Annotated in this window: 21 protein-coding genes, 1 pseudogene and 1 CRISPR repeat array; of the genes and pseudogenes, 6 read left to right on the top strand and 16 right to left on the bottom strand. The window is 66.2% G+C overall.

Annotated elements, in window-relative coordinates; translation table 11 throughout:
- The first annotated feature begins 250 nt into the window (after nt 1-250).
- From IPN92_19640 to bioA, 3 genes and pseudogenes are all read left to right on the top strand, one after another.
- Nucleotides 251-1,156, top strand: coding sequence for a hypothetical protein (locus IPN92_19640; GenBank protein ID MBK8640386.1), 906 nt, complete (start codon nt 251-253; stop codon nt 1,154-1,156).
- 215 nt (nt 1,157-1,371) lie between these two features.
- On the top strand, nt 1,372-1,650 hold the full coding sequence (locus IPN92_19635) for a segregation and condensation protein A (GenBank protein MBK8640385.1): 279 nt from the start codon (nt 1,372-1,374) through the stop codon (nt 1,648-1,650).
- 99 nt (nt 1,651-1,749) lie between these two features.
- Nucleotides 1,750-3,047, top strand: a pseudogene (gene bioA, locus IPN92_19630) (adenosylmethionine--8-amino-7-oxononanoate transaminase).
- 345 nt (nt 3,048-3,392) lie between these two features.
- On the opposite strand, the gene IPN92_19625 reads toward bioA, so the two are convergent.
- The 3 genes from IPN92_19625 to IPN92_19615 form a co-directional block, all read right to left on the bottom strand.
- Nucleotides 3,393-4,103, bottom strand: a complete 711-nt coding sequence (locus IPN92_19625; GenBank protein ID MBK8640384.1) for a TIGR04283 family arsenosugar biosynthesis glycosyltransferase — start codon at nt 4,101-4,103, stop codon at nt 3,393-3,395.
- On the bottom strand, nt 4,100-5,101 hold the full coding sequence (arsS, locus tag IPN92_19620) for an arsenosugar biosynthesis radical SAM protein ArsS (GenBank protein ID MBK8640383.1): 1,002 nt from the start codon (nt 5,099-5,101) through the stop codon (nt 4,100-4,102). Before arsS ends, IPN92_19625 begins: the two co-directional genes overlap by 4 nt.
- Before the next feature lie 67 nt (nt 5,102-5,168).
- A complete protein-coding gene (locus tag IPN92_19615; protein MBK8640382.1) occupies nt 5,169-6,311 on the bottom strand; it encodes an aminotransferase class V-fold PLP-dependent enzyme in 1,143 nt (380 codons plus the stop codon).
- Between the two features lie 271 nt (nt 6,312-6,582).
- On the opposite strand from IPN92_19615, the gene recJ reads away from it, so the two are divergent.
- The 3 genes from recJ to IPN92_19600 all read left to right on the top strand — a co-directional run bounded on the left by recJ (nt 6,583) and on the right by IPN92_19600 (nt 9,588).
- Nucleotides 6,583-8,286: a single-stranded-DNA-specific exonuclease RecJ gene (recJ, locus tag IPN92_19610; protein MBK8640381.1), complete on the top strand. Its 1,704-nt coding sequence runs from the start codon at nt 6,583-6,585 to the stop codon at nt 8,284-8,286.
- Nucleotides 8,274-8,813, top strand: coding sequence for a DUF615 domain-containing protein (locus tag IPN92_19605; protein ID MBK8640380.1), 540 nt, complete (start codon nt 8,274-8,276; stop codon nt 8,811-8,813). Before recJ ends, IPN92_19605 begins: the two co-directional genes overlap by 13 nt.
- Nucleotides 8,814-8,982: 169 nt before the next feature.
- Nucleotides 8,983-9,588 carry a transposase gene (locus IPN92_19600; GenBank protein ID MBK8640379.1) on the top strand — a complete coding sequence of 202 codons (606 nt, stop codon included), beginning with the start codon at nt 8,983-8,985 and terminating at the stop codon, nt 9,586-9,588.
- Between the two features lie 219 nt (nt 9,589-9,807).
- Nucleotides 9,808-12,724: a CRISPR direct-repeat array (repeat unit 37 nt; unit sequence GTCTCAATACCTTATTCATCAGGTAGGGGGGCGCCCC).
- Nucleotides 12,725-12,829: 105 nt separating this feature from the next.
- Here the strand turns inward: IPN92_19600 and IPN92_19595 are convergent.
- The 13 genes from IPN92_19595 to IPN92_19535 all read right to left on the bottom strand — a co-directional run bounded on the left by IPN92_19595 (nt 12,830) and on the right by IPN92_19535 (nt 25,788).
- Nucleotides 12,830-13,669 carry a Retron-type reverse transcriptase gene (locus IPN92_19595; protein MBK8640378.1) on the bottom strand — a complete coding sequence of 280 codons (840 nt, stop codon included), beginning with the start codon at nt 13,667-13,669 and terminating at the stop codon, nt 12,830-12,832.
- Nucleotides 13,666-14,679, bottom strand: a complete 1,014-nt coding sequence (gene cas1 / locus IPN92_19590; GenBank protein ID MBK8640377.1) for a CRISPR-associated endonuclease Cas1 — start codon at nt 14,677-14,679, stop codon at nt 13,666-13,668. Before cas1 ends, IPN92_19595 begins: the two co-directional genes overlap by 4 nt.
- Complete coding sequence (gene cas2 / locus IPN92_19585; GenBank protein ID MBK8640376.1) at nt 14,676-15,029, bottom strand: CRISPR-associated endonuclease Cas2; 354 nt, start codon at nt 15,027-15,029, stop codon at nt 14,676-14,678. Before cas2 (IPN92_19585) ends, cas1 begins: the two co-directional genes overlap by 4 nt.
- A 12-nt stretch (nt 15,030-15,041) precedes the next feature.
- Nucleotides 15,042-15,326, bottom strand: a complete 285-nt coding sequence (gene cas2 / locus IPN92_19580; protein ID MBK8640375.1) for a CRISPR-associated endonuclease Cas2 — start codon at nt 15,324-15,326, stop codon at nt 15,042-15,044.
- 83 nt (nt 15,327-15,409) lie between these two features.
- Nucleotides 15,410-15,997: a hypothetical protein gene (locus tag IPN92_19575; protein MBK8640374.1), complete on the bottom strand. Its 588-nt coding sequence runs from the start codon at nt 15,995-15,997 to the stop codon at nt 15,410-15,412.
- A 92-nt stretch (nt 15,998-16,089) separates the two neighbouring features.
- Entirely contained in the window at nt 16,090-17,223 is a 1,134-nt protein-coding gene (locus IPN92_19570; GenBank protein MBK8640373.1) for a hypothetical protein, read from the bottom strand.
- A gap of 89 nt (nt 17,224-17,312) precedes the next feature.
- A complete protein-coding gene (gene csx16 / locus IPN92_19565; GenBank protein MBK8640372.1) occupies nt 17,313-17,633 on the bottom strand; it encodes a CRISPR-associated protein Csx16 in 321 nt (106 codons plus the stop codon).
- 97 nt (nt 17,634-17,730) lie between these two features.
- Complete coding sequence (locus tag IPN92_19560) at nt 17,731-18,615, bottom strand: hypothetical protein (protein ID MBK8640371.1); 885 nt, start codon at nt 18,613-18,615, stop codon at nt 17,731-17,733.
- Between the two features lie 157 nt (nt 18,616-18,772).
- A complete protein-coding gene (locus tag IPN92_19555) occupies nt 18,773-21,319 on the bottom strand; it encodes a TIGR03986 family CRISPR-associated RAMP protein (GenBank protein MBK8640370.1) in 2,547 nt (848 codons plus the stop codon).
- Nucleotides 21,316-21,963 (bottom strand): TIGR03984 family CRISPR-associated protein, encoded by a 648-nt coding sequence (locus tag IPN92_19550; protein ID MBK8640369.1) that lies wholly within the window; start codon nt 21,961-21,963, stop codon nt 21,316-21,318. Before IPN92_19550 ends, IPN92_19555 begins: the two co-directional genes overlap by 4 nt.
- On the bottom strand, nt 21,960-23,471 hold the full coding sequence (locus IPN92_19545; protein MBK8640368.1) for a hypothetical protein: 1,512 nt from the start codon (nt 23,469-23,471) through the stop codon (nt 21,960-21,962). Before IPN92_19545 ends, IPN92_19550 begins: the two co-directional genes overlap by 4 nt.
- Nucleotides 23,468-25,117 carry a hypothetical protein gene (locus IPN92_19540; GenBank protein MBK8640367.1) on the bottom strand — a complete coding sequence of 550 codons (1,650 nt, stop codon included), beginning with the start codon at nt 25,115-25,117 and terminating at the stop codon, nt 23,468-23,470. The genes IPN92_19545 and IPN92_19540 overlap by 4 nt, the downstream gene beginning before the upstream one ends.
- Nucleotides 25,114-25,788 (bottom strand): hypothetical protein, encoded by a 675-nt coding sequence (locus IPN92_19535; protein ID MBK8640366.1) that lies wholly within the window; start codon nt 25,786-25,788, stop codon nt 25,114-25,116. The genes IPN92_19540 and IPN92_19535 overlap by 4 nt, the downstream gene beginning before the upstream one ends.
- Nucleotides 25,789-25,797: the final 9 nt, after the last annotated feature.

Raw genomic sequence — 25,797 nt, 5'->3', positions numbered from 1 at the left:
AGTTCCCGGCCATGGAGGCGTTAACGATCGTCGAGGCCGTGGAATTCAGCGTGGCCGCACCGGCGCCGTGGCCCCCGGTGGCGCGTCTCAACCCCGTTCGGTCAGGGGCGTCTCCTGCTGCCAATGCCACCCTACATAATATCGACGAGGTGCGGCGCAAGGGATGTCCGCCCCGGCGACACCGTGGTTGTCCGTCGCGCTGGGGATGTCATTCCGGAGATCGTGCGCGTGCTCCTGGATGCCGCCGGTGGTGCCGCCGGTAGCCCTCCCTGCTGCCTGCCCGGTCTGCGGCTCGGCGGTCATCGAGCCCGGGAGGGCGAGTGGCCCGCTGTGTCGGCGGCTCCACTGCCCTGCCCAACGCAAGCGGGCCATACTCCACTTCGCCTCCCGTCGGGCCATGGACATCGAGGGCTTGGGCGAGGAAATGGTGGACCAGTTGGTCGAGCGGGATTTGGCGCGGGACCCCGCGGACCTCTATGCCCTGCGCCATGAAGATCTGGCCAGCCTGGAGCTCATGGGCGACAAGTCCGCCCAAAATCTGCTTGCAGCCCTGGAGCGCAGTCGCTCCACCAGCCTGGCACGTTTTATTTTCGCCCTCGGCATCCGCGAGGTGGGGGAGGCCACGGCCCTGGCCTTGGCGGATCACTTCGGTGACCTGGAACCCCTGATGGCGGTAGGCCTGGAGGATCTGGTCCCCCAGCGCGGTGTCCCCGGTCTGGGACCGGCCAAGGCCCAGGCTATCACCGGTTTCCTCGCCCGCCATCCCGAGTTGGCGCCGGACGCCGGGGAGGGTCTGACGGACTGGCTGGCGAGCCAGTCGATTCCGGGCATCTCCCCGCGCCTGGCCGAGGCCATCGTGGCCCGTTTCCCGACCCTGGAGGCCCTGCGTCGGGCCGGCCCCGAAGACTTGGAGAACCGCAAGCAGGTATTGGTAGCGGGGATCGGCGACAAGGTGGCGGATCAGATCGTGCGCTTCTTCGCTCAGCCCCATAATCAGGAGGTCATCCGCAAGCTCCTGGCCGCCGGCATCCAATGGCCCGGGACCGGGGGAGGCTCCGGTTTCAAGGCCAATCGGGAGCAGTCCCTCGTGGGCCGCACCTTCGTCATCACCGGTACCCTGAGCCGGCCCCGGATGAAATCATGGACCGGCTCCTGAGTCCGTGGGCCAAGATGAGCGGCAGCGTTTCGCCAAGACCGACTTTCTGCTAGCGGGCGAAGCGGCCGGGTCAAATAGACAAAGCCTTGGAGCTGGGTGTTCGGAGTCATCTCCGAGGCGGAACTTGAAGTCCTGTTTGCCAAGGGTCACCTTTAGGCAACCCTTGGCTCCGGTTTGGTCGGACCCAATTTATCAATTTGCTCCCAGAGGCCTAGATGCAAGACCTGACGAAAGAGCAACAAATTCTGGTGGCCATGCGCAAGACGCTGACCGCGATCATCCGGGACGTTACCCCGCCGCCGGGGATGAAGCATCCATTGTCGGCGGGGACCATCGAGGACGTGCGCCAGTGCCTGGCCCTGATCTCGGCGCGGGAACGGGAATGGGCGGATCAGCAGGGGCGCGTCACCGAGCGGCCCTACTACACGGATGAGCCCCAGGCGGCGCAAGTGGTCTCAATGGCCGGTCTGGGCAAAAGCCGCAAACCGAATTGATGTACCCGGCCCCGGAAAGCGCCTGGCTAGCTATTTTGGGTATATCTGGCCGGGGCTTGGACACCCAAGGCCCCCGCAGCCCCAGGTGCGGATAAGGGGATGCTCCGGGTGCCCAGCGCCGAGGAATTACTGGCCATCGATCGGGCCCATGTCTGGCATCCTACACCTCGACCTTGAATCAGGACCCGGTCTATGCGGTGCGCGCCGCCCACGGCTGCCGTATTAAACTCATGGATGGCCGGGTCCTCATCGATGGCATGTCTTCCTGGTGGTGCGCCGTCCACGGCTATAACCACCCGGTCCTCAACCAGGCCATCCGGGACCAGCTCGATCAGATGGCCCACGTTATGTTCGGGGGCCTCACCCACGAGCCGGCGGTGTCCCTGGTGGCACGGCTGGTGGCCCTGACGCCCGAGCCCCTCCAGCATGTCTTTCTCTGTGATTCCGGCTCGGTGGCGGTGGAGGTGGCCATCAAGATGGCCATCCAATATCATCAAGCCCGGGGAGAGCCCGGTCGCCACCGCTTGCTGACCCTCCGATGCGGCTATCACGGAGATACCCTTGCCGCCATGTCGGTGTGTGACCCCGTCACCGGCATGCATCATCTCTTCTCCCACCTCTTGCCCCGCCAACTGTTCGCCCCCGCCCCGGCGTGCCGTTTCGGCGAGCCCTGCCGGGACGCCGATATCGCGGAGTTCGAGGCCCTGTTGCGGGGGTACCGCCAGGAGTTGGCGGCGGTCATCCTGGAGCCCATCGTCCAGGGCGCCGGTGGCATGCGCTTCTATGCCGCCGATTATCTGCGGCGGGTGCGCGAGCTTTGCGACCAGGAGGGTGTGCTGCTCATCGCGGACGAGATTGCCACCGGTTTTGGCCGTAGCGGCCGCCTCTTTGCCTGCGAACACGCTGGCATAGCCCCCGACATCATGACGGTTGGCAAGGCCCTGACCGGCGGCTATATGACTTTGGCGGCCACCCTGGCCAGCACCCAGGTCGCCACGACCATTTCTTCCGGCGAGCCGGGCGTCTTCATGCACGGTCCCACCTTTATGGGCAATCCCCTCGCCTGTGCCTTGGCCAACGCCAGCATTGATCTCCTGCTGGAGCGCGGTTGGCAAGGCGATGTGCAGCGCATCGAGGCTGGCCTGACTTCCGGACTGGCACCTTGTCAGGGGCTCGCCGGCGTCACCGAGGTACGGGTGCTGGGGGCCATTGGCGTGGTGGAAATGGCGAGGCCCGTGATCATGCGCGACATTCAGCGCCGTTTTGTCGATCGTGGCGTCTGGGTCCGCCCTTTTGGGCGGCTGGTCTATCTGATGCCACCCTATATCGTCAGCGATCGGGAGCTGGAGTGGCTCTGCGCCGTGACGGTTGATATCATTCGTGAAAATAGCAGCTAGAGTCCCGGGAAGCGCCCACGAGATCCGCCGGTTTGTCGATATCCACCCGTTCTTCTCCAATCCAGCCCCGCCAGATCAGGGCCTGGATGCGCCTTAGGGTTAGGCGGGTGACCAGCGCCATGCTCCAGGGCAGGTCCGTAAACAGGCTGGGATCAGAGGTCCGCGAGCCCAACCACATAGCCCCCATCCCAGGGCCGCCGCTAGCGCCTGGGTCAGGGTGTGCCGCAACAGCCGGCTTGCGAGCCGCGCCGCGCCAGCCGGCCCCAAGGTGGGGATGAGCAGGGTCTTAACGTGACCCGGGACCGGGGCCTTGGCAAAACATCAGGATGCGGACCGGGCTCACCCCTAGCGCCCATCGCCTACAGGCGGGGCTGGCGGCTGGGTGGGGAGGCGATAGCGACCTGCCAGGGACTCCGCCGGCACCCCGCGCCAATAATCAAAGCGCAATCGCCACATGAGCAGGATGGTGCGCCAGGGCCCCTGGGATTCCCAGCGCCGGCCGGAGGTGATGACCCGCTGGCGCAGACAGGCAGGCGGGCTAAGGTGCTTGAGGCGCCTGGAGAGGGCGATGTCTTCCATGAGCGGCAGATCAGGAAAGCCCCCCAGGGCGGTGAAGGTGTCGCGCCGCACGAAGATGGCCTGGTCGCCGGTGGCGATGCCGGAGAGCCGGGAGCGCTCATTCATGAGGGTGGCGACGACTCGCAGCATCCAGGGCCTGCCGGCAATGCGAACATCGAAGCGCCCCCATAGCCGCTGTTGGAGGGCATCGCTAACGAGGGCGCCAGCCCCCTCCGGCAGGCGGGTGTCGGCATGTACAAACACCAGGGCCTCGCCCTGGGCCTGGGCCGCCCCGGCGTTCATCTGGCGGGCCCGGCCCCGGGGGGCGGTGATGACCCGGTCCACCTTGGGGGCGGCCAAGAGGGGGGTGCCATCGGTGCTGCCGCCATCCACCAGGATGACCTCGTGGCCCAGGGCGCGCAGCGGTTGGAGGGCGGCCAGGGTGGCCGGGATATCCGCCGCCTCATCGAGGGCGGGCAGGATGAGCGACAGCCTCATGGGGCGGGAATCGGACCGGGAGCGGCCAGGGCCCCGCCGCAACTACTGCCCTGGCCCGCGGTACAGCCATAACAGTGATCGGCGATGACAATGGGGCCCCAGGCAAAATCGGTCTCTAGCAGGTCGCGCAGGCAGGGCTCATGGCGCCCCTCGTCACTTGGGCCGACCGGGGCCAGCCCCAGCCCCAGTTGCTGATTGAAGTCGCAGTCGAACAACCGGCCCCGCCAGTCCACGCTGATCAAATCGCGGCACATGACCTGCTCCAGGTTGGCGGGGTGGAAGCTGTCCTTGAGCAGGGTCATGTAATCGCCAAACTGGCCCCGGGAGATAAGGGTGCTGCCAAAGCGCTTGATGGGCATGTTGGTCAGGGTGTAGAGCCGGTTGAAGCCGATGCCGTGGCGGGCCTGCAACTCCCGCTGGTAGTCCGCCTCCAAGCCGGTTTGTTCCGGCGGCAGGCGGGGTCCACCGGGGTTGTAGATGAGATTCAGGTCGAGGCCGCTGCCGGGCCGACCGTAACCCAGGTCATTCAATCGCTTGAGTCCCTCGATGCTGCGCTGGTAAACCCCCTGGCCGCGCTGGGTATCCACGTTGTCCTCCAGATAACAGGGCAGCGAGGCCAGTACCTCCACCCCCTGGGCGGCAAGGAAGTCCGCCAGGTCCTCGAACCCCGGCTCGGAGAGGATGGTCAGGTTGCAGCGGTCGATTACCCTGGCCCCGAGCCCGCGCGCGGTCGCCACTAGCCAGCGAAAGCGCGGATGCAGCTCGGGGGCGCCGCCGGTGAGGTCCAGAGCCCGCAACCCCCGGGCGGCGAGTACGCGAGGGATCAGCGCGAGAGTGGCGTCATCCATCTGCTCGGTCCGCTGGGGACCGGCGTTGACGTGGCAATGGACGCAAGTTTGGTTACAGCGGTAGCCCAAATTCACCTGGAGGGTCGTCAGGCTACGGCGGCGCAGGGGCGGAAAGTCGGTGGCGCTTAGCAGGGGCAGGGTATCAAGCATTGGGCGACGAGCCTCGCGATTCAAATGTTGATTTTCCGAGTTATACCCGGCCCGGGCAACCCAAAACTCAGGTGTGTTGGGTATAGCCATCCGCCAATACTTCCTTGACCAGCGTTACAGCCCGGTCGAGCAAAGCCTCATCCGTGTAAAAGTGCGGTGAAAAGCGAATGCCCCCGCCCCGCAGGGCGCAACTGACGCCCCGGGTCTGGAGTTCGCGCCACAGACGCGGGTGATCGGCCCCGGGGACGCGGAAGGTCAGGATACCCGCGTGGCGCTCGGGGGCGCGGGGGGTCAGGACCTCAAAGCCGGCCTGATCCATGAGGCTCATGAGCCGGCTGATTCGCTGCTCGATGGCGGATGCCACGGACGCCATGCCCACCTCTTGCAGGAGGGAGAGGCTGGCCTCCAGGGCGTGGATGCCCAAGAGGTTGGGGCTGCCGCACTCGAAGCGGGTGGCGGTGGGGGAGGGGGTCCAGTCATGGCGGTCGTAGTCGCCGGGGTGGGCGATCATGTGCCAGCCGAACTGGCGCAGCCTGAGCCTGGGCCTCAGGGCTGGCGCGACATAGAGGAGGGCGATGCCCTCCGGTCCCAGCATCCATTTATGACCATCGGCCACGACCACATCCACGGGGATCCGCTGGAGGTCGAAGGGCAGGGCGCCCAGGCTCTGGATGGCGTCCACGCAGAGCAGGATGCCCCGGCGGAGGCAGGTGGCGCTAAGACGCTCCAGATCTAGACGCAAGCCGCGCGCGTACTGAACCGAACTCACGGCGACCAGCCGGGTGCGGGCGTCGCAGAGCTCGTCGAGGGCGGTCTCGGGGTCATCCGTGGTGTCGAGGTCCAGGACGCGGTAGGCGACCCCCTGATCCTGCAGGGCCTCCCAGGGCAGGCGGTTGGAGGGGAATTCCTGGGCGATGCCCACGATATTGTCCCCCGCTTGCCAGTCCAGCCCCTGCGCCAGGATGGACAGGCCCTCCGAGGTGTTCTTGACCAGGGCGATGTCGTCGGTGGAGGGGGCCTGGATGAGGTCCGCCAAGCGTTCGCGCAGCCGCTGTTCGGTAGCGAGCCAGGTCGCATAGTCCGCCGAGCCCCGGCGGCCATTGGCCTCGGCGAAGCGGGTCACCGCCGTCACCGCCCGTCGCGGCCAGGGGGCCACGGCGGCGTGGTTGAGGTAGCAGAGGTCTGGCGAGAGATCGAATTCAGGGTGCATGAAGGGCTCCGGTAGGGGGGCGCGGGTTTGCCGCTAGTTTACCCTGCATCCGGGGCCTCGTCGGGAGTGCGGAAGAGGATTCAGGGTGCGCTGGCCGATTGAGTGCGGCAATCCCAAGTACGCCGCCGCCCTCTCCGCCCTGTCCGTGGTAAGCTCCCCGCGCATGGCCATACGCTCCAAACCCCAAACCCCTGTCGTGGCGGCCCCGGGCTCTTCCGCCCCGGTGGAGGCTAGCCCCGCGGCCGTGCGGGTGGTGATCCGCCGCCGCCCCATGCCGGCGGCCTCGGTCCTCATGCCTCACAACCTGTCACCCTTTCTGCGCCGCATCTACCTGGCGCGCGGGGTGCGGGATGAGTCCGGCTGTCAGCTCCCCCTGGGTGCCCTGCACCCGTCCGGGACCCTGCTCGACATCGGCCGGGCGGCGGAGCGGTTGGCGGAATGGGTGACGGGCGGGGGCTCCATTCTGGTGGTGGGCGATTATGACGCCGACGGCGCCACCGGCAGCGCCCTGGCCGTGCGGGGCCTGCGCGCCATGGGCGCGGGGCGGGTCTCCTACCTGGTGCCGAGCCGCTTTGCCTATGGCTATGGCCTGAGCCCGGCGGTGGTGGACGCGGCCCTGGAGTGGCGTCCCGATCTGATCCTGACCGTCGATAACGGCATCGCCGCCGTCGCGGGCGTGGCCCGGGCCAACGAACTGGGCATCCAGGTCATCGTCACCGACCACCACCTGGCAGGGGAGCTCCTACCGGAGGCAGCGGCCATCGTCAACCCCAACCAGCCGGGAGACCCCTTTCCCAGCAAGCACCTGGCCGGGGTCGGCGTAGTCTTCTACCTGCTCGCCGCCCTGCGGGCCCGGCTGCGCGATCTGGGCTGGTTTGGACCCGACCGCGTAGCCCCCAGGCTGGCGGACCTCCTGGATCTGGTGGCCCTGGGGACCGTGGCGGACGTCGTCACCCTCGATCAGAACAACCGCATCCTGGTGGAACGGGGCCTGCGCCGCATCCGCGCGGGCAATGGCAACCCGGGGGTGCGGGCCCTGTTGATGGTGGCTGGCTGTGACCCGAACCGGGCCGTGGCCCGCGACCTGGGGTTCCTGGCGGCGCCGCGCCTCAATGCCGCTGGCCGGCTCGAGGACATGGCCCTGGGCGTCGAATGCCTGCTGACGGACGACCCGGCCCAGGCCGCCGCCATGGCGCGGGAGCTGGACGACCTCAACAAGCGCCGGCGGGAGATCGAGAATGGCATGAAGCTCGAGGCGGATGCCGCCCTGGCGGCCTTGAATCTGGAATCCGGCGGGCTGCCGCCGGCGCTTTGTCTCTTCGATCCGGGCTGGCATCAGGGTGTCGTCGGCATCCTCGCCTCCCGCATCCGCGAGCGCTGGCAACGACCCGCCATCGCCTTCGCCCCCGGCGAGGATGGCCGGCTGCGCGGCTCCGCCCGTTCCGTCGAGGGCCTGCACATGCGCGACCTCATCGATGCCGTAGACAAACGCCAGCCGGGCCTGATCATGCGCTTTGGTGGTCACGCCATGGCCGCCGGCCTAACCCTGGAGGAGGCCGCCTTCCCGCCCTTCCGCGAGGCCTTTTGTCAGGCCGTGCGGGCCGAGATCGGCGATACCCCACCGGTGCGCGAGATTCTCTCCGACGGTGAACTGCCACCCCAGGCCCTCGACTTGGCCACCGCCCAGACCCTGCGTCACGCGGGCCCTTGGGGGAAGGGCTTCCCCGAGCCCCTCTTCGACGGGGTCTTCCAGGTCCTGAGCCGCAAGCAGGTGGGGGATGGGGAACACCTGCGCCTGCGCCTGCGCGCCGAGGGCGGTGTTGGCCTGGCTATCGACGGCATCGGTTTTCGGCTGGGCGATCAGATGGATGGCCCCGGCGACCGCGTTCGTCTCGCCTACCGCCTGGATGTCAACGAATTCCGGGGCGTATTCAAGCCCCAATTGATCCTGGAGCACCTGGAATGGATCGCGTGAAGCATGCCCACCCGCGGCAAGAGCACCCCGAGGCCCACGACGACGAGCCCCGCTACGATGGCCCGAGCAAGAGCCAGGTCAAGCGTGATCACCATGTCCTCCAGGATCTGGCGAAACGCCTCCTGTCCCTGCCCCGGCATGAGCTGGAACGTCTGGAACTGAGCGCCGCCACCTGGGCCGCTATCGATGAAACGGCGCGCATCAAGGACATCCGCGTCCTGGGACGACACTACAAGCGCATCGCCAACCTGCTGGCCCGGGATGACATGGCCGCCGTCACGGACCTGTTGCAGGGCCAGGAGCACCACCGACAGGAGGAGGCTACCCGTCTCCATCTGCTGGAGGGCTGGCGGGAGCGCCTCATCGTGGCGGGGGACGAGGCCCTGGGCAAGTTGCTGGAGGAATTCCCCCAAGTGGATCGCCATCAACTGCGGACCCTGATCCGCGCCGCCCGCAAGGACCGCGAGCAAGGCAAGCCCGAGGGCGATCGCCGCCTGTTCCGATTTCTGCGGGAGGCATTGGCTTGAGGAGGGCGGGGTTAGATGGAGAACGGGGTCTGCCCCCGGGGCCCGAAGGACGTGACAAGCCTGCAACCTCTCGCGCCCCCGCGTCGCCGCACCGGAGGGCCACCTGCCGGCCCCCTGCCGTGACCCGGGCCCGGCATGACTGAAGCGACAACTACCTTGACACTTACCGATCCCGGCGCCAACCCATGATCATTGGTCGGCCTACGCCAGCTATGACTGCACCCATGCGTACGGCAATGCCCATCATCTGCGCGAGCTCATCGCCATGGCGGAGACCTACCCGCGCCGCCGCTGGCCGCAAGCCCTGATCGACCTGCTGTGTGAGGCCAACGCGGCGACCAAACTGGCCCGGGCGGCGGGCTTCGCCGCCTTACCCAGCCTCATGGTCGAGGACTTTTTCACCCGCTATGACGATCTTCTTATCACTGCGGCCAGCCAGCATCCGCGCGCCGTCCGCCCGCCAGGCCAACGGCGCCGCGTCAAACAGACCCCCGCCTATAACCTGATCACCCGCCTGCAAGCGCACCGCGACGAGGTGCTGCGCTTCATCACCGACCTCCAGGTCCCCTTCGACAACCATCTCGCCGAAGCGCGATATCCGCATGCCGAAGCTCAAGCACCAGTTCTCCGGTGGCTTCCGCGCCGTGGCGGGTGCCCAGGCCTTTGCCACCATCCGTTCCTACCTCTCGCGACCTTGCAGAAGCAATCCATCAATGTGTACCAAGCCTTGGTCTTAACCTTCCAAGGCCAGCCGCCGATGCCGCGCCTGGATTGAGTCAGGCCAAGTGAGCTGAATAGTTACCCTTATTCATCAGGTAGGGGGGCGCCCCGCCGGAATGACTCACGTGACGGCCTTGATCATAAATCCGCCCAAGACCGTTCAGTTGATGTGGGTTAACACACGCAAGACCATGTTCTACAAGGGGTCTGTAGCCCAGGGGCTGAACAATGTGGGCGGATTTATGATCAAGGCCCACGTGACTAAGATGTTGATGTCTCAATACCTTATTCATCAGGTAGGGGGGCGCCCCAATACCCATTGATTGGGATACCGGTCCTTGCAGGTCTCAATACCTTATTCATCAGGTAGGGGGGCGCCCCCGAGATGTGCGGGGTTGGCTTAGCGAAGAGGAGGTCTCAATACCTTATTCATCAGGTAGGGGGGCGCCCCTCCGTTCGCCAATGTTCGAAGCATTTCCGTGAAGGTCTCAATACCTTATTCATCAGGTAGGGGGGCGCCCCAATTCCAAAACAGCAGTGACTCACTGCTTCGTGTCTCAATACCTTATTCATCAGGTAGGGGGGCGCCCCCGGTACCAGGAGCACCATGCCGAGCGGCTGCTGAAGGTCTCAATACCTTATTCATCAGGTAGGGGGGCGCCCCGCAATGAACGCAAGTGGCGGACCTGCAAACTTGGTCTCAATACCTTATTCATCAGGTAGGGGGGCGCCCCGATGTGAATTCCGTAAACCTGGGCTTCAAGCTGTCTCAATACCTTATTCATCAGGTAGGGGGGCGCCCCAGTACGAACGGGTTCCTCAACACTTTCCGAGACTGTCTCAATACCTTATTCATCAGGTAGGGGGGCGCCCCCGACGACCACCCGGTAGACGCCCCGATCAGCGATCGTCTCAATACCTTATTCATCAGGTAGGGGGGCGCCCCCACCGACCGGCATCATTCCGGACACGCTCGTGAGTCTCAATACCTTATTCATCAGGTAGGGGGGCGCCCCCAATACCGAGAAGGTCATGACCTATCTGGATGGTCTCAATACCTTATTCATCAGGTAGGGGGGCGCCCCGCCTTCACACAGACGACCACCCATGCTGGTGGGTCTCAATACCTTATTCATCAGGTAGGGGGGCGCCCCTGTGAGGAACACAAGCCCGCGGTCGCGCGAGGGTCTCAATACCTTATTCATCAGGTAGGGGGGCGCCCCACACCTGCGTCGACTGCTCGCTACCACGGTGGGTCTCAATACCTTATTCATCAGGTAGGGGGGCGCCCCCCACAGGCGACCGGAGGCGATAGTCTCCGGAAAGTCTCAATACCTTATTCATCAGGTAGGGGGGCGCCCCCCTCATTGTTGCCCTCGTCGCTGCCCTCGTCGGTCTCAATACCTTATTCATCAGGTAGGGGGGCGCCCCCCGCAAAGGAAACGATGCGGGCCCTTTCAATACCTTATTCATCAGGTAGGGGGGCGCCCCGGGAGCCATGGGGCCCGTGAGTCAAACCGCGCGTGTCTCAATACCTTATTCATCAGGTAGGGGGGCGCCCCTGGCATCCTATCCCCACACTCCATAAATGTAGGTCTCAATACCTTATTCATCAGGTAGGGGGGCGCCCCCGCAAGGACAACGGACCGATCGCGGGCAAGCAGTCTCAATACCTTATTCATCAGGTAGGGGGGCGCCCCGCAAGCCCTCAACAAACCGGCTGAAAAACATGAGTCTTAATACCTTATTCATCAGGTAGGGGGGCGCCCCGTTCCTCGGTGAGGATGGATCACTCATCGTGGCGTCTCAATACCTTATTCATCAGGTAGGGGGGCGCCCCGCCTTGACCCTATGTCATCAGCTGGATCTGCTTGTCTCAATACCTTATTCATCAGGTAGGGGGGCGCCCCGCCTGGAAACAGGGTCAGTGCCTTGCGGGGTGGTCTCAATACCTTATTCATCAGGTAGGGGGGCGCCCCGGTGTACGGGGTCCTCGTCTACTACGTCCCGGAGTCTCAATACCTTATTCATCAGGTAGGGGGGCGCCCCAGCACCCCGGCTGGCACCGGCCAGCCCGGCGGAGCGTCTCAATACCTTATTCATCAGGTAGGGGGGCGCCCCCAAGGCGATCGAGCGTACCTTGGACCGTCACTAGTCTCAATACCTTATTCATCAGGTAGGGGGGCGCCCCGGGCCTACTGGTGGAGGCGGACGTGATCTACTGGGTCTCAATACCTTATTCATCAGGTAGGGGGGCGCCCCGGTACCATGGTCTGCTGGCATCGCCGCTACACCGTCTCAATACCTTATTCATCAGGTAGGGGGGCGCCCCACGACTCGGCGTGGTCCCGCGCCCGCAAGTACTACGTCTCAATACCTTATTCATCAGGTAGGGGGGCGCCCCGGCGCCCCCGAGGAGCCGTTCCTTATCAATATCAGGGCATCGTCTCAATACCTTATTCATCAGGTAGGGGGGCGCCCCACGACTCGGCGTGGTCCCGCGCCCGCAAGTACTACGTCTCAATACCTTATTCATCAGGTAGGGGGGCGCCCCGGCGCCCCCGAGGAGCCGTTCCTTATCAATATCAGGGCATCGTCTCAATACCTTATTCATCAGGTAGGGGGGCGCCCCCGACTCGCCGAGGATTCGGAGGAGTTCGGAGGTCTCAATACCTTATTCATCAGGTAGGGGGGCGCCCCACCGGTCAGGTGTATGGAGTCGTCATCTACTAGTCTCAATACCTTATTCATCAGGTAGGGGGGCGCCCCCTGCGCTTGTGCGGCCTCGTCGTGCCGCAGCCCAGTCTCAATACCTTATTCATCAGGTAGGGGGGCGCCCCTGCCCACGCAGAGGGTCAGGCCAGATTGGAAGGTCTCAATACCTTATTCATCAGGTAGGGGGGCGCCCCCGAGGAGAACCAGTGCCTGGTGGTTTTCGAGGAGGTCTCAATACCTTATTCATCAGGTAGGGGGGCGCCCCATGAACACCAGCCCCATGAGCAACCCCCGGAGACCGTCTCAATACCTTATTCATCAGGTAGGGGGGCGCCCCTGCGGACCGGGCGGCGCTGGTCAGCGCCAACTTGTCTCAATACCTTATTCATCAGGTAGGGGGGCGCCCCGAAAAGGTTCTTCTTTTACATCTTGTTGGCACGTCTCAATACCTTATTCATCAGGTAGGGGGGCGCCCCCCTGGCAATTGCGGATTCCAGGCCCCGAACAGGATGTTACGGTGGTCGCCGGAATATATCAAATGGGATAGGAGAAACTTAGGGTTCGGCACAGGGTCGGGGGCCTCAGCGGCTGGGGTTGGGGAGGCTCTGGCCTAGGAAGGTTACCTCACGACTGGCCCGCACGACACGGGTTTTTTCGGGGTGGATGTTCAGGTCGAGGCGATCCAACTCGCGGGTGGCGTAGTCCAGTGCCTTCTCGGCCAGGTCCTGCGCCGGGGCGAAGAGGAGAAAGTCATCGGCGAAACGCACGAAGGGGATCTTGGCCTTGGCCAGGGCTGTGTCAAAACGGTGGAGGTAGAGGTTGCAGAAGAGGGGTGAGAGGATGGCCCCCTGGGAGATACCGCGGGTGGTGCTGAGCAGGCTCTTGACATGGGCGCCCTGGTCGAGCCAGCGGCTGATCAGGCGCATGGTGGGCGCGTCGGCGACAAAGGCGTCGAGGACCTTGACCAGGGGGCGGTGTGGGATCGAGTCGAAAAATTGTTCGATGTCGGCGTCGACCAGCCAGTCAGTGCCGATGCGGATGCGCTCGCGGACGCGGTCCAGGGCCTTTTCGACGTTGCGGTTGGGGCGGTAGGCGTAGCTATCGTCGTGGAAGAGGCGCTCGGCATGGGGTTCGAGGATGGTGAGGATGGCGCGTTGCACAAGCTTGTCCTTGAGGTACTGGGCACTGATGACACGGATGCGCCCGTCGGGCTTGCGCATGGGGAATTGGCGGAGCGGCAGGGGCCGGTAGCCCCCACTTAAGACCTCCAAGCGACATTCCAGAAGGTGGCGCATGAGGTGGTATTGCAACTCGTCGCGACTGATGTCCGGGGACCAAGGGGTGTGCTCGGTCTTGAGGCGGCGCCAGGCGGCGTCGAGGGCGTCAGGGGCCATGGCCTGTTCGAGGAGGCTGATCTTCATGGGGCGATTTCCGATAAGTAGGGGCCCAGGCGCTTCATCTCGGCGCGCAGGCGTTCAATCCAGCCATTGATCTGTTCGCGCAGGCCGCCCATCGGCCAGTCGGCACCATCGCTCCCACCCAGCGGGTAGGGCCAGGCGTCGCGGCGTTCGGCCCAGGCCCCGAAGTACGCCGGCCGGGCCGCCTTGCTCAGGCGACAGCCCTCGGCCTCGCGGTAGTAGTAGTCGGCCTGGTCGGGGCCGGTGGGGTCGATGTGGCTGAGGACGAAGTGATCCACCCCGCCGCGAAAGACCTCGGTGAGGTCCAGAACCATGGACTCGCGCCCGGGGCTTGGTTGGTGCAGGAAACCCAATGACGGGTCGAGCCCGGCGGCCATGACCCCCTGGTGGACCTCGGTGCCGACCAGGGTGTAACCGAGGGACAGCAGGGAGTTCACCGGGTCTAGGGGCGGGCGGCGGTTACGCCCGGTGAACCTCCAGTCGGGGTTGAGGCTTTGGGCGAGGAGCCCGAACCAGGCATGAGCGACCTGGCCCTCCACACCCATGGCGGCGTCGTTGCTCGCGACGCCGTCGAGGGCGGCGATCGCCTGGTCGCGCCGGCGGGTGAAGGAGGCGCACAGGTCTGGGTCAGCCTGGTGGCGCTCACGCAATACGGTCAGGGGCAGGTCGTAGCCGGCAAGCTTGTGGCGCAGGGCCCAGCGGGCCAGGGCCAGAGCCTGGTCGGACCGGTTGGCGCAGCGATGTTGCATCCGGCGCAGCGGCAGTTGGGTGGCCAGGCCGCCGGCCAGCACCGCCGGGCCGTCCGGGCCGCGGCTGGGGAGCATTACCACGGGGACTGCGGCATTGGCCAGGGCGCGCCAAACGGCGGTCTCGGCGAGCGGATTGCCGTAAACCACTACCAATTCGAGCTGGGCGATGGGGGCGCGGCGTGGTCCCTCCCCTTCGGTGTCGATGCGCAGGGTACCGGCGTCGTGGCGCAGCAGGCTGGCGCGGCGGTCGATGACCAGAATCATGCCGCCTCCCGCCCGAACAGGCCCTTGAACCAGCGGCGCACGCGCGACCCCTGGGGGGCGCCGGTGTCGCCGCTGTGCAGGCCGGTAAGGCGCTCGGCCTGACGACCGGCGGCCCAGACGGCGGCGGGACCGGGGATGGCATAGAGGCGCAGGTCGTCCTCGCGTTGGTCGGCCAGGGTGCGCAGGCCCAGCTCGATTTCGGCCATGGCGGCGGCATTGGTGTGGACGACAAAAACCGACTCCTGGGCGGCGAAGGCGCGCTTGCGCAGGTAGCGGTGGACGCGGTTGAGGCGCTTGGGGTCGCGCACGTCGTAGGCGATCAGGTACCAGTGTTTACGAGGTTCGGTCATGGTGGCGGTGCTTCAGTCGATGTAGAGGCTGGGGGCGCGGAACCCGATGCGGGCGCACTGGGTGATGGGGCGCGAGTCGCGGGTGTTGTCCATCCAGGCGAGCAGCAGGTGGTCCTCGTCGGTGTCAATGAGGTCGATGAGCTGGAGGAACAGCTCCTGCGCCTCGGCGTCGGTGAGGCGGCACTCGAACAGGGAGAACTGACCGTCGAGGCGCCAGGTCTTGAGGCAGCGGGCGACACGGCGACGGCGCTTGTTGCTGGCGATGTCGTAGGCGATGACGACGGGCTTGCGGGACATGGGGAACTCCGTGTAGATCTCCGTGTAGATCGGGCTTTAGCCCGACCGGGGGGTGGCCGACGCCGGTTGGGCTGAAGCCCGACCTACAGGGGGCGATCGGGCCGGTCGATGTTCTCGCTGATGATGCTGCGGAACTCGTCCATGAGCCGGTCGAGGGTGTCGAGGAAGTCAGCGGCGGACTTTTCCTGGCGGGCCGCCTCGCGGTTGCGCAGGTGTTCGCTGTGGATCTCGGCGAGGCGCTGGTAGCGGGCGTCGGCCTCGGTCAGGTAGGTATCGGCAAGTTGCTGCATGCGCCCTTCCAGATCCCGATAGACCTCGCCGAAGTAGGTGATGCGCTGCTGGCGCAGATGGGTCTTGCCGGTGACCAGGACGTGGTTGCAGGCCTCGCGGATGGACTGGAGGCGGCTCTCCATGGCCATCCCCAAGGCCGCGCGGCGATGCTCGAAGCCCAGGGCCAGCTCGCGGGCGACGTGCTCGCGCACCTGGCGATGCTCGGCGCGGTTGAGCAGGGCGGGGAGCAGGGCCTCGGTGTGGCGGCGCAGGGCCGTACCCACCTGATGTTCCAGCTCGTTGCCGCGGCGGGTCGCCTCGGCGGGGAGCTTGTCGAGGCTTTGGCGGAGGTCGGCGTCGGTGTCGGGGCCGGTGTCCGTGGGGATGCTGTTGGCGATCATTTGGCGTTCTCCGGGTTGGGCTGTGGGTCGATGGTCAGGGTAACGGAGGGCGGTCCGAGGCAGGCCGTACGACAAGCTTGTGGTTGCGGGCCTCAGGCGGCGCGGGCGGGCCGCGGCTGCGGATCGGCTTGGACCGAAGCGGGGGCGCCGGTCTGGGCCCGGGCGCGCTCGACCAGGCGGTCGGCCCCCTTGCGCACCCGGTCCAGGGCCTCGCGGTGGCGGATGGCGTCGCGCCCGGCGCTGCCGGTGACCTCAGCCATCAGGGCCTCACTCTGGATGGCCTCGCGGTGTTGGGCGGCCAGGGCCGGGATGACCGCCAGGGTCACGGTGTCGAAGGCGAGCAGGATGCCCAATTCCATGAGTAGGCTTAGAAACAGGGCGAAGACGAAGACGAACTGGGGCGGGGTGATGCGCAGGCCGAACACCGACTCGGTCATGCGCATAAGGGTGACAACGCGCGGGTCGTGGGTGCGGTCGTCGCCGTCGAAACTGGCGTTGTGGGCGGCGTGGCGGGCGGCCTCGGCGGCGGCGATGCGGGCCTCGCGGCGGGAGTCGAAGTCGCGGGCGACCCCGGCGGCCAGTTGCGCGGCCTCCTGGCGGTGGCGCTCGGACAGGGCGGTCAGGGCCATGTCGCGCTCGGCCCGGGCGCGCTCCAGGCGCTCGGCCAACTCCTGGTAACGCGGTCCTTTGAATGTCTTGCCGACCACGTTGTCCATCTCGGCGCGCAGCAGGGTCTCCAAGGCGTCCACCTGGCCCTGATGGTCGCGGCGGGCGTCGGCATACTCGGCCTCGCGGCGGGCCTGATCCGCGAGGACGTGGGCATCGCGGTCGGCGGCCAGCCGGGTCAGGTCATCATTGAGACGGGCATCGACGGCCGCCAGCTCCGCGGTGCGGATGGCGTCCAGGTTCGGGCGGTCCAGGTGAACGCCCAGGTAGAGCAGGGAGCACAGCACTGAGAAGCCGACCAGGCCCAGGCGAAAGGCGATGGAGAAGGCACGGGTGCTGGCGGGGTAGCTCGCGGCCCCTGAGCTCGCGAGGTAGCGGTGCCAGACCACGGCCGCGGCCTTGCCGAGCTCCAGGCCGGCGGTCAGGATGATCGCGATGGCTGGGGCGGCGAAGAAATCGCGCAGGACCTGGTACTCGATCAGGGAGGCGACCAGGAACAGGGCCAGACCGACCAGGAGCTGGACGGTCCAGGTGATGCGGAAGAAGCCGGAAAGGGGCATGGCGATGTCTCCAACGGTTGTCGTTGGGGACATTACAACCCGCGGGTGGGCGCTTGTGGGCGAACGGCAAGCTTGTGGTTTGGGTTGGGCTATGCCACGTGTCTGCCGGTCACCGGCAGCGCAGCGCTCGTCACCACATAGCGCTCCAGCCGAGCGCCGCAGGCGCGCATCTGCTCGGCCGTGAGTTCCCGCCCGCGCAGTTCCGCCGGCAGGTCGATGGACAGGTGCAGATAGGCCCCGCCTCGGGCGCAGACCTCGCCGGCCAGATTGACCGGCAGGGAGCCGATGACGATGTCCCCGGTAGTAAGGCTGGCCGGCTCCAGGTGGTCGATGACCCGGTCCACCCTGAGCCCCTCGGCGGCGGCCCAGTCGCGGGCCCCCGGGTGGCGGGTGACGAAATAAGTGGTCATGGGGACTCCGGATTGCCTTGGGGGTCGAATGCGGGGTTCAGCAGGCGCGCGGTCGCGACGACATCCACCCAGGTTGCCGGGCGGATCAGCACAGGCGCTAGGTTCCGTAATGCTCTGTAGAGACATCGAAGCCGATGACCTGACCGGCGTGCTCGCCGGTGCCGACGTACTGGAACATCAACTGGGGTCGATCCAGGGTGACCATGGCCGCGGCGATGCTGGCCACCTTGAAGCCGCCGGTGCAGTCGATAACGATGTCGGCATCGGTAAAGCTCGCGGTGTCGCGGTGCAACTCGCGCAGTATGTTGCGCAGCAACCGCTCCAGGCCCTCCAGGTCCTCGAAGTCCGCTTGCCAGCGGGTGTCGTAGGCGCCGTCGGGGGTCTGGGGTTCGCCGTAGACCATGACCTTGCCGGGGAACCAGGTACTTAAGAACACCTTGGCAAGGTTGAGCTGGTCCTGGGTGCCGGAGCCCCTGGCGCCGGCAGACCCGACCAGGACCAGCAGTTGCAAACGGGTGGCGTGGTAATGGGCCGCCCTCAGGGTCTGCTGCCATTTCCATTGGAGGCCGAGGTTCTTGCTGACCAGTTGATCGAGGTCCTTGTCCTTGAGCGAGACCCAGGCCCGGTCCTGCCCCTTGACCTCCCAGTTACCATCATCCCCGCGTTGCAGGTCGTCGCAGGGCGATAACAGGGCAATCACCACTTGGCGTTGCTCGAAGGACGGGGATTGCACCAGGACCCGGGTCGGCAGCAGGCGGCGGCCCTTCCAGACCACCCAGGCGGCGGCGGCCAACAGGAGGGTGAAACTTGCGATCAGTAAGCCGAGGTGAGAGGGGAAGGGGGAAGCGCCGCTGATCCAGTCCTTGATGATGTCCCCCACCCAACCAGCGAGGATGGGGACAATGGCCAGGGGCAGCAGGAGAGCGATGAAGATCGTCAGGAGGCGCAGGGCCTTACGGGCGCAGGTGTCACGGCTGGTCATGCTTGGGGCTCCGCGGTGGCGATGCGCCTATCGCAGGGATTATTACAACGCCGACACAGCGAACTGGGGCAACACCGTTGCCACTTCCGCCGCCTTGGCAGCGTCATAGGTGGACCGCCCCATCGAATCAGGGCCGTCGGCGCTGGCTTTGGTCCAATCAACCTAGCTGATGCCAATCGTCGAAGGTCTTGCACGCCCGCCCTTTCTTTCCCCCGTATGTGGCCCACCTACGCAACAATGCCCCGTGATGTAAAGCGATAGCGGCGATGAACTCAGACGCCAGCCCCTGCTCCTGGACAAGTTTCAGGTGCGCGGGGGCCTGCTTGGGATCGCCGAGTTCATTCGCGACATCGGTCCAATGAGGCACTGCGGCGATCAAGCGCTCGGCATCTTGTCGCCGCTGAGTGTCCATATAGTCCCCTAAGTTGACCGGCGCGGCGCTCTGGTCTGCCGGAGTAGATGTCGAATCGGGGGCAGGCGGTTGGGGTTGTTGATCGCCGGGATCAGCTTCGGGTGCCAGCGCGGGCGGCCAGGCTTCGATCTGACCGGGATCAGTGGGTCTGACCGGACCTGACTGGGAGACGATGCTGCCGAAGGCCGTTGGCGGTGGCAGCACGGGACGGTCCCGCCAAACCTGCAAATTGCTTTCGTAGCGAACCCCCGTCGGCTGCTGGCCTGGCCATTCCATGAGTTTGAGCAGGTTGCCAACGCGGCGCATGTCGGCAAGCCTAGCGTTCGCGCCGGCGACGCCCAGGGAGGCAGCCATATAGGTCTCGAAAGGTTGGGTCAGGCGATCCCTTGTTGCGGCAGTGGACAAGTTTTCGGTGCTGATGACGCCGGTCTGCCAGCCGCTGTGGTCGGCATTGAACAGACCCTGATAGCGGGCCTTGCGGTCGATGCGGGTCAATCTGGCTTCGAGTCTTATCGCCCCCATACCCAGCGGTTTGCCCATGCCGAGGCTGTGCCGATACACGCGGCCCTGGTGCCCGTGCGGGTGCAGCGCCCAGCAAAGGGCACCGAGTTCTGCATCGGAGAGGTTCTGGAAGTGGACGCGGAAGGTAAAGGTCCGCTGGGGGGCGACCAGGCGCACCCGAGTGTGCTGTTTGGAGTTACCAGGGACCGCTTCCGGTGGTGCGCTGAGTTGCTGGGCGGTTCTCGGCCCCTGATGCCAATAGCGTTTGTGTCCGCGCAGCACGGTGCGCTGGCCTCTCCTCTCGCCTTGCATATCCGCCTGTGGCGAGTCGTAGTGGCTCAGGTTGACCACCTCCACCGACTGCGAGGTCTGCGCCAGAAGGGCCTGCGCGTTGGCCGCCGGTGCCGTGGGGTCGGCGCCCTGTACCAGGTAGTGCTGGAAGCTTGTGGGCTTTGGCGCGGACAGGATATGTGGAGTCAGCGGCGCCATCAAGACACCCGCCGGATTCTGGTCCGCGGCGAGCACCGCATCCGTTACGTGCACACGACCGGCGAGGGCCCAGTTCGGGTCGCCCTGCTTCGGGCGCTCACCGACGGGAAAATCGTCCGGGCTCCGCACGAAGCCAAACAGGGCCTCGGCGAAGTCGATGTCCAGCGGGCAGCGCAGCGCCTCGGGCACCAGGTCTATCGGCGCATGGGAATAGGGCAGCCGGAACATCTGGCAAGGCCCGAAGAAGACCAGTCGATCCCGTGCATCCACCAGATAGAACAGCGGGTCACCGTCGTTATGCAGCGGGCGGGTGGGTGTGTTCTGGCCCCGGTGCAAATCCCGATCCTCGACGTATTGGTCCCACGTCTCGGGCGGGATGTCGATCAGCGTTCGAGGCCCCACGGTGGCCGGCTCATAGATCGCGCAGGCCATGTGCTTGTTTGGCATACGCCCGGACTCGACCAGCATGGCAGGTAGCATGCTGGCAGGCGTCGGGTCGCCGGGATTCCTCGGACGAACGCCAGAGGTGATCGCCAGGTTGAGCGTCAGGTTGGGATTGGTGCGATGGGGTGATGTTCGCGGGGCGGGGGAGACAAACACCCGCACCGGGGTTTGCTGGCTGAGTTGTGTCAGCACGGCGTGGGGCAAAGCGGACCGCTCCACATGGATCAAGGTTTCGCCTTCGGTGTCCGCATCACACCGCCCCGGCTCGATCCGCCAACCGCCCGCAGGATTCTGCCTCAGAAAGCCACCCCGCAGCCGAGGCGAGGGATAGTCGAACCGCATCTGTGGCATGTGCGCCTTGTTGTCACCCAGAGTCTGGTGGCGGTACCAGGCGCCGAGGCTGCTCGTATCGCCGACCGCTCGGTAGACCAGGGCGCGGTCGAGGACTTGGGTGACCTTGCCGTAGCCGGCGATTTCGATGATCGCACGGAGCATGCCGCGCAGGCTGTGGCCGGGGATGACCGGATGGGCGGCGTCGCCGCGGTGGAAGAAGTCCGGGATATTCTTGGTCAGGTGGCGATAGTCCGCTGCCGATTTCACTGGGTTTGCGAACACGTCCCGCCTTTGCGGTGCGCGGATGTAGAGCGGCGTTTCGGTGGTCAGGGTTACATCGAACCAGCCGCTGTGCGGGTAGCCATCGGGGACGAACCGGTCGTGCCGCGGCAACTCGTCGGCTCTGGTGGCGGCCAGCACCACCCGCTCGGGTAGGGGTACGAAGTTGTAGGGTGCCGTGGACTTGCGGTCATCGCCAGGCGTGGCCTGGACGGGCATCTGGTAGACAAAAGGACCGGCGTTCATGCCTTGGCCTCCGCGGCTGGCAGGTTGACGAGACGACTGGCGTCGACCTGAGCCAGGCCGTCGCGGGTCAAATAGTGGCGGATGGTGAGGGTCTGGGCTTTGCACTTGCCCTGCTTCAGCGGGTAGGGCAGCGCGTGGCGTAGGCCCTGTTGCCCGTGGGTGAGGAGGCTGAAGCCGTCGGCCAGCGGTCGGGCCCCGGTGCCCCAGAGCAGTTGGGGCTCGTCAAAGGCATGATCCCAGCTCGCCGTGCCTTCGGGGACAGCCTCGCCGGGCGCAAGGTCGCGGATCAGGCGGGCGCACCAGCCACCGCTGTCGTCCCTCCACAGCATGAGTTCCGCGTGGGCGGCAAAGAGCCGTGCCTGCTGCAATGTGGCAGGGCGCAGTTCTGGGCACCAGGGTGCGGCCTGCAGGTCGCCCGCGGCCGCCCGACGCGAAGTAAGCAGGCCCTGATCAGCCTCCCAGCGGCCCCAGACCACGCCGTCGTCCAAGTGTGCGAGAAGCCAGCGCAGTCGGTGTGTCTTGGCGGCGGCGGCGAGCCAGGCGGCGAGGCGATCCGCATTGGCATGGTCGGCCGCCGTGACCGGTATGGGCGCGGCAATGGCCGGGCAGGAGCGGATCTGGCGCTGGTATGTGCTGGCACTCATCGCTGGTCGCCCTCGGCGGGCTGTCTTCTCAGTTGTTTCATCTCGGCCTCAAACCAGTTGGGTAGCTGCTTGCCTACGCAATCATTGAGGGTATCCGCGTCGCCGTCGATGCGAAGCCCGTTGGTGCCGCTGCGAGCCAGGGTCCAAGGACCGTGGTTCAACTGCCCAGGGGCCTGCCACTGGATGCAGGCGCTCTCCCCAAGCAGCCGGCCACGCCCGCCCCCGACCTCGGCGCCGAACGGCAGGTCGCCATCCCAGAGGTCCTTTAGCAACAACAGCAGCAGACCGACCTGGTGCGGCTTGGGATTGCGCAACCAAAGCCGCAGCGCAAAGTGCCCCCCGGTGGCGGGCTGCGCATTGAACAGGGCCCCGGGCAGCACGGCGGCGGTCCAACGGTCCAGACGGATGCGAAACTGCACCCAGTCTCCGGCGGTGTCTTCGATCACCGCCTCGGCGACGCTAAGGGGCGAGGCGACGGCCGCGCTGCCGCGCTTGATCTCATCAGGACCAAACAGGTCGTTGACTAGTCGCTTCGCCAGTCTGTCCGCATCTGCGGGCGGTGCCAGCAGGTGGGCGATCGCCATTGCCCGTGCCCGAAGAGCGCCCGCGGCACCTGTGCCAGGGACAACTGGCTGCAGGTCCGCCACGCCGGGCCGGCGGGCGTGCTGGTGGACGCGATCCGGGCCATCGGCGGTACCTTCCCCGCCGCCCATCAGCAGGGTGCCGTTGATGGCGAAGGCCGCGGTGATGGCGCAATAGGAACGCTGGTCTGGCAGCGTGTCGGTCACGCCAAGGGTAGCCAGAATCGATGCTCCCGTGGCAGTGGCTGTGCCCGTAGCGAGCTGGTCTGCCCCCGCCTCAACCCAGGCGATCAGGCCCGGGGCTGTGGTGAGGTCGAAGATGCGCACCCACCATTGCGCGATCTGACAGAAGCCGTAGCCGCGGCGCTTGCGGGCGCCAAGCCCGATCTCGCCAAGCTCGAACCCGAGCAGGGCGGTCGCCAGGGTCTGGCGCAAGGCGGCCTCGTCATCGTCATCGCAGATCAGAAGTTCCAGCCGCAGCGGAAAACGGGTGCCGGCAGCCCAGAGCTCGCGGTCGAACAGGCGATCCTCGGAACTGGTCCGGCTGCGCGGGTCCAGCGCCACCTCCTGCCGACGCTCGACGCTGTTGGCCCTGCCCAAGGCGTCGTCCAGGATCAGCGCGCTCTGAGCACCGTCCGGGTCGCCCTGATGGCCACCGAAGAGTGCTGTGGTGAGGGGTTGTTTCGCGGCTGTAGCCCCGTAACCGCCCTCCCACTCGCCGAGGTAGGCACGCAAGGCACCCGCGATGGAGGTGCCAGTCAGCAACGGTCGCCCCTCCAGAGGATCTTGCAGTAGAGGTATATCGATGCTGGTGTCGTCTTCGCCATTGCCGAGACAGGCAGGTGTTTCTAGGACCAACTCGCCCTCGACGACAATGCGCTGACGGATTCGGCGGGACGCATTGGTGATCCAGGTTGGTGCGTTCATTGCGCCTTCTCCGCTGGTTGATCCACTTGCCTTCCTCGCTGTTGCTTTGCGGCACGGGCGACGATGGCATCCACCAGCCGCAGGGTGTGGCGGGCAAGCGTGGCGTCGTCGAGGTTGGCGCTGACGTCACCGATACTCGGTGCCGTCGTCCCGCGAGGTCCGAACAGCAGTTCGCGGCGCTTCTCCCCGGTGGTAGCAGGTAGTGACCGCAACCAGTCGAACAGCGATTGGCCCTCGATCCGCGTTCGTTCGAAGTGCCGCCTGGCCGGGGCACTTAGCCCGGCGGCAAAGTCCTCCAGGCAGATCAGACCAGGCGCGTCCCGGAGCAGTTCGGCATGGATGACGCTACGCAGCTGGGCCAGTTGCGAGACGGGCACTGTACCGGTGAGCCTGATCTCCGGCCGCGCCCCCAGCACGCGCGCCACGATGGCGTTCTGGATGCGCTGCTCTTGCATGCGGGCCACCATTCGTTCAGCCAGGGCCTTGCCAGCAGTGGATGTAATTGGCCCGGGGAGCGTGGAACTGGCGCGAGGGGACTCACGTAGCGTCCATTCGTCGAGTTGTTGCCCAGTTAGCAGCACGCGCCCGAACCCTTCGGCACGCAGGGAGCCGATCCCAGTCCATTCGACCTGGCGTAACTGGTCAGCCGAGACCGTGCCCAGGAGGTCGAACACGAAGACCCCGCCCATGTGCAACAGGGCGTCTTCGGGCACCGGCAGGCCCCAGACGCGGTTGAAGCCTCGCCGGCGGGTCTCACCGAAAAAGGCCGCTTTGGGCCGGAGCTGAACCTTGGCCCCCGCCGCCGTAAGCGCCTGTGCGACGGCCGTTGCAACGGCTTCGCTGTCGGCGCGGGCGCGACCCCAGTTGTCGCGCAGCAAGGCGTCGGCGAGCAGTGTGGCCCTCAAGCCCGTCTCGGAGTCCGCGCCTTCCCTGTCATCGTCGTCCGCATCCTCGGACCCGGCCGGCTGCTCGCACCAGTCGGAATCCGCGTCGGTCCCTGGCGTGAAGGTGACGGCACCATAGGTGCTGGTGGCCCGGCCGAGGCGAAACTCGCCGGCCAACAACGGCCGGAGGAGGTCAGCATCATCGTCCCGGTCGCAGAGGATCGCCGCGGCGAACGTCTGTTCGGGCGCCAGGGCATCATAGCTGTAGATGTCGCCCGCATCGGCCCGCGCTCGGCCCAGGGTGCGGTCACGGGTGGTGTGAAGATTGACTTGGCGCGCCGGGGTATTGAGCCAGATGGTGGCCTCTTCGGCGCTAATGGAGTGGAATGGTGCCCGCACGCCGCGCCAGTCTCGATGATCGTCAGCCGGCGGTGGTGCGACGGCGAAGTCCCGGATTGGCGAGGTCCGCCCCTTCTCGCAGTGCCAGGCATTGGGAGTCGGCAGCATGCGGCGATCCCGGTGATCGACCGGATAGCCATTCAAGAACCGACAGTTACCGTCGAAGAACAGGCGGCGGATCTGAGGATCGGTTGGGTCGAACGTCCTGCCGGGTTGCTGAGCGTCGATGTAGCGGGCGATCAGTGCTCCGCGCAGGGCCGAGCCTGGCAGGTAGGGCAGGCCCAATATGTTATTGGGGTCGCCGCCGATGCCTGGGGCAAGGAGGGGCTGGCGGAGTGCGATGCGATAACGCAGGACCTTCATGGGGCGATCTCCTCAAGCCGAGTACGGAAGGCTTGCCAGTGCAAGTCGGTGGCGTCGGCACCGTCCTGCCACAGGCGGGCGCGTACACGACCCAGCCCTCGGTTGCGGCTACTGCCAGCGCGGCGCAGGGTCATTGCACAGGCGGCCACCAGCGCCCAGGCGTCGGTGGCATGCTCGGGGGGCCCGGCGAGGGCGAGTCGCGCCTCCAGGCAGGTCTCGCGCAATAGCACGCGCGTTGCGCGCAGGCTGCCGTGCAACGGAGCGCCCTGTGCGTTGATGGCGGTCTGTCGGCGGATGGCGCTCAGGGATTCGAGCACCGCCGCCGGGCTCCACCGTCCGGCGGTGACCTCGAAGCGGACCGCCGCACGCAGATCATCGGGTACTCGGGCGTCGTCCATGGCCAGGCCTCCCTGCCCGGCGGCGCCCTGGCCCGGATTGCCGAAGACCTGGACGGCGGTCCGCTCCAGCCAGTCCTGGGCGCTGGTATTACCATGCTGCTGGATGCTATGGCGCAGGTTGGCGCATTCCTCCGCGAGCAGCCCCTTGAGGGAGCGCCCGCGCAGATAGGGTAGGCCCAGTGCGTCGTGCTGGAGTTCGCTGTCGAGCAGGCCGGCCACGCCCTCGCCGGTGGCGAAGGCAGCGTCGCTCAGGAGTGTGAGTTGAAGTTCCATCGGGGGCGC

This window comes from Chromatiaceae bacterium (assembly GCA_016714645.1).
Taxonomy (GTDB): Bacteria; Pseudomonadota; Gammaproteobacteria; order Chromatiales; family Chromatiaceae; genus M0108.
The sequence above is the reverse complement of the archived record's forward strand: the minus strand, read 5'-3'. Positions and strand labels throughout refer to the sequence as shown.

Bases quoted from the DNA above. Each gene is read 5' to 3' on its own strand.
- IPN92_19635 (MBK8640385.1), top strand. From the start codon at position 1,372: ATGCAAGACCTGACGAAAGAGCAACAAATTCTGGTGGCCATGCGCAAG.
- IPN92_19625 (MBK8640384.1), bottom strand. From the start codon at position 4,103: ATGAGGCTGTCGCTCATCCTGCCCGCCCTCGATGAGGCGGCGGATATC.
- arsS (MBK8640383.1), bottom strand. From the start codon at position 5,101: ATGCTTGATACCCTGCCCCTGCTAAGCGCCACCGACTTTCCGCCCCTG.
- IPN92_19615 (MBK8640382.1), bottom strand. From the start codon at position 6,311: ATGCACCCTGAATTCGATCTCTCGCCAGACCTCTGCTACCTCAACCAC.
- recJ (MBK8640381.1), top strand. From the start codon at position 6,583: ATGCCGGCGGCCTCGGTCCTCATGCCTCACAACCTGTCACCCTTTCTG.
- IPN92_19605 (MBK8640380.1), top strand. From the start codon at position 8,274: ATGGATCGCGTGAAGCATGCCCACCCGCGGCAAGAGCACCCCGAGGCC.
- IPN92_19595 (MBK8640378.1), bottom strand. From the start codon at position 13,669: ATGAAGATCAGCCTCCTCGAACAGGCCATGGCCCCTGACGCCCTCGAC.
- cas1 (MBK8640377.1), bottom strand. From the start codon at position 14,679: ATGATTCTGGTCATCGACCGCCGCGCCAGCCTGCTGCGCCACGACGCC.
- cas2 (MBK8640376.1), bottom strand. From the start codon at position 15,029: ATGACCGAACCTCGTAAACACTGGTACCTGATCGCCTACGACGTGCGC.
- cas2 (MBK8640375.1), bottom strand. From the start codon at position 15,326: ATGTCCCGCAAGCCCGTCGTCATCGCCTACGACATCGCCAGCAACAAG.
- IPN92_19575 (MBK8640374.1), bottom strand. From the start codon at position 15,997: ATGATCGCCAACAGCATCCCCACGGACACCGGCCCCGACACCGACGCC.
- IPN92_19570 (MBK8640373.1), bottom strand. From the start codon at position 17,223: ATGCCCCTTTCCGGCTTCTTCCGCATCACCTGGACCGTCCAGCTCCTG.
- csx16 (MBK8640372.1), bottom strand. From the start codon at position 17,633: ATGACCACTTATTTCGTCACCCGCCACCCGGGGGCCCGCGACTGGGCC.
- IPN92_19560 (MBK8640371.1), bottom strand. From the start codon at position 18,615: ATGACCAGCCGTGACACCTGCGCCCGTAAGGCCCTGCGCCTCCTGACG.
- IPN92_19555 (MBK8640370.1), bottom strand. From the start codon at position 21,319: ATGAACGCCGGTCCTTTTGTCTACCAGATGCCCGTCCAGGCCACGCCT.
- IPN92_19550 (MBK8640369.1), bottom strand. From the start codon at position 21,963: ATGAGTGCCAGCACATACCAGCGCCAGATCCGCTCCTGCCCGGCCATT.
- IPN92_19545 (MBK8640368.1), bottom strand. From the start codon at position 23,471: ATGAACGCACCAACCTGGATCACCAATGCGTCCCGCCGAATCCGTCAG.
- IPN92_19540 (MBK8640367.1), bottom strand. From the start codon at position 25,117: ATGAAGGTCCTGCGTTATCGCATCGCACTCCGCCAGCCCCTCCTTGCC.
- IPN92_19535 (MBK8640366.1), bottom strand. From the start codon at position 25,788: ATGGAACTTCAACTCACACTCCTGAGCGACGCTGCCTTCGCCACCGGC.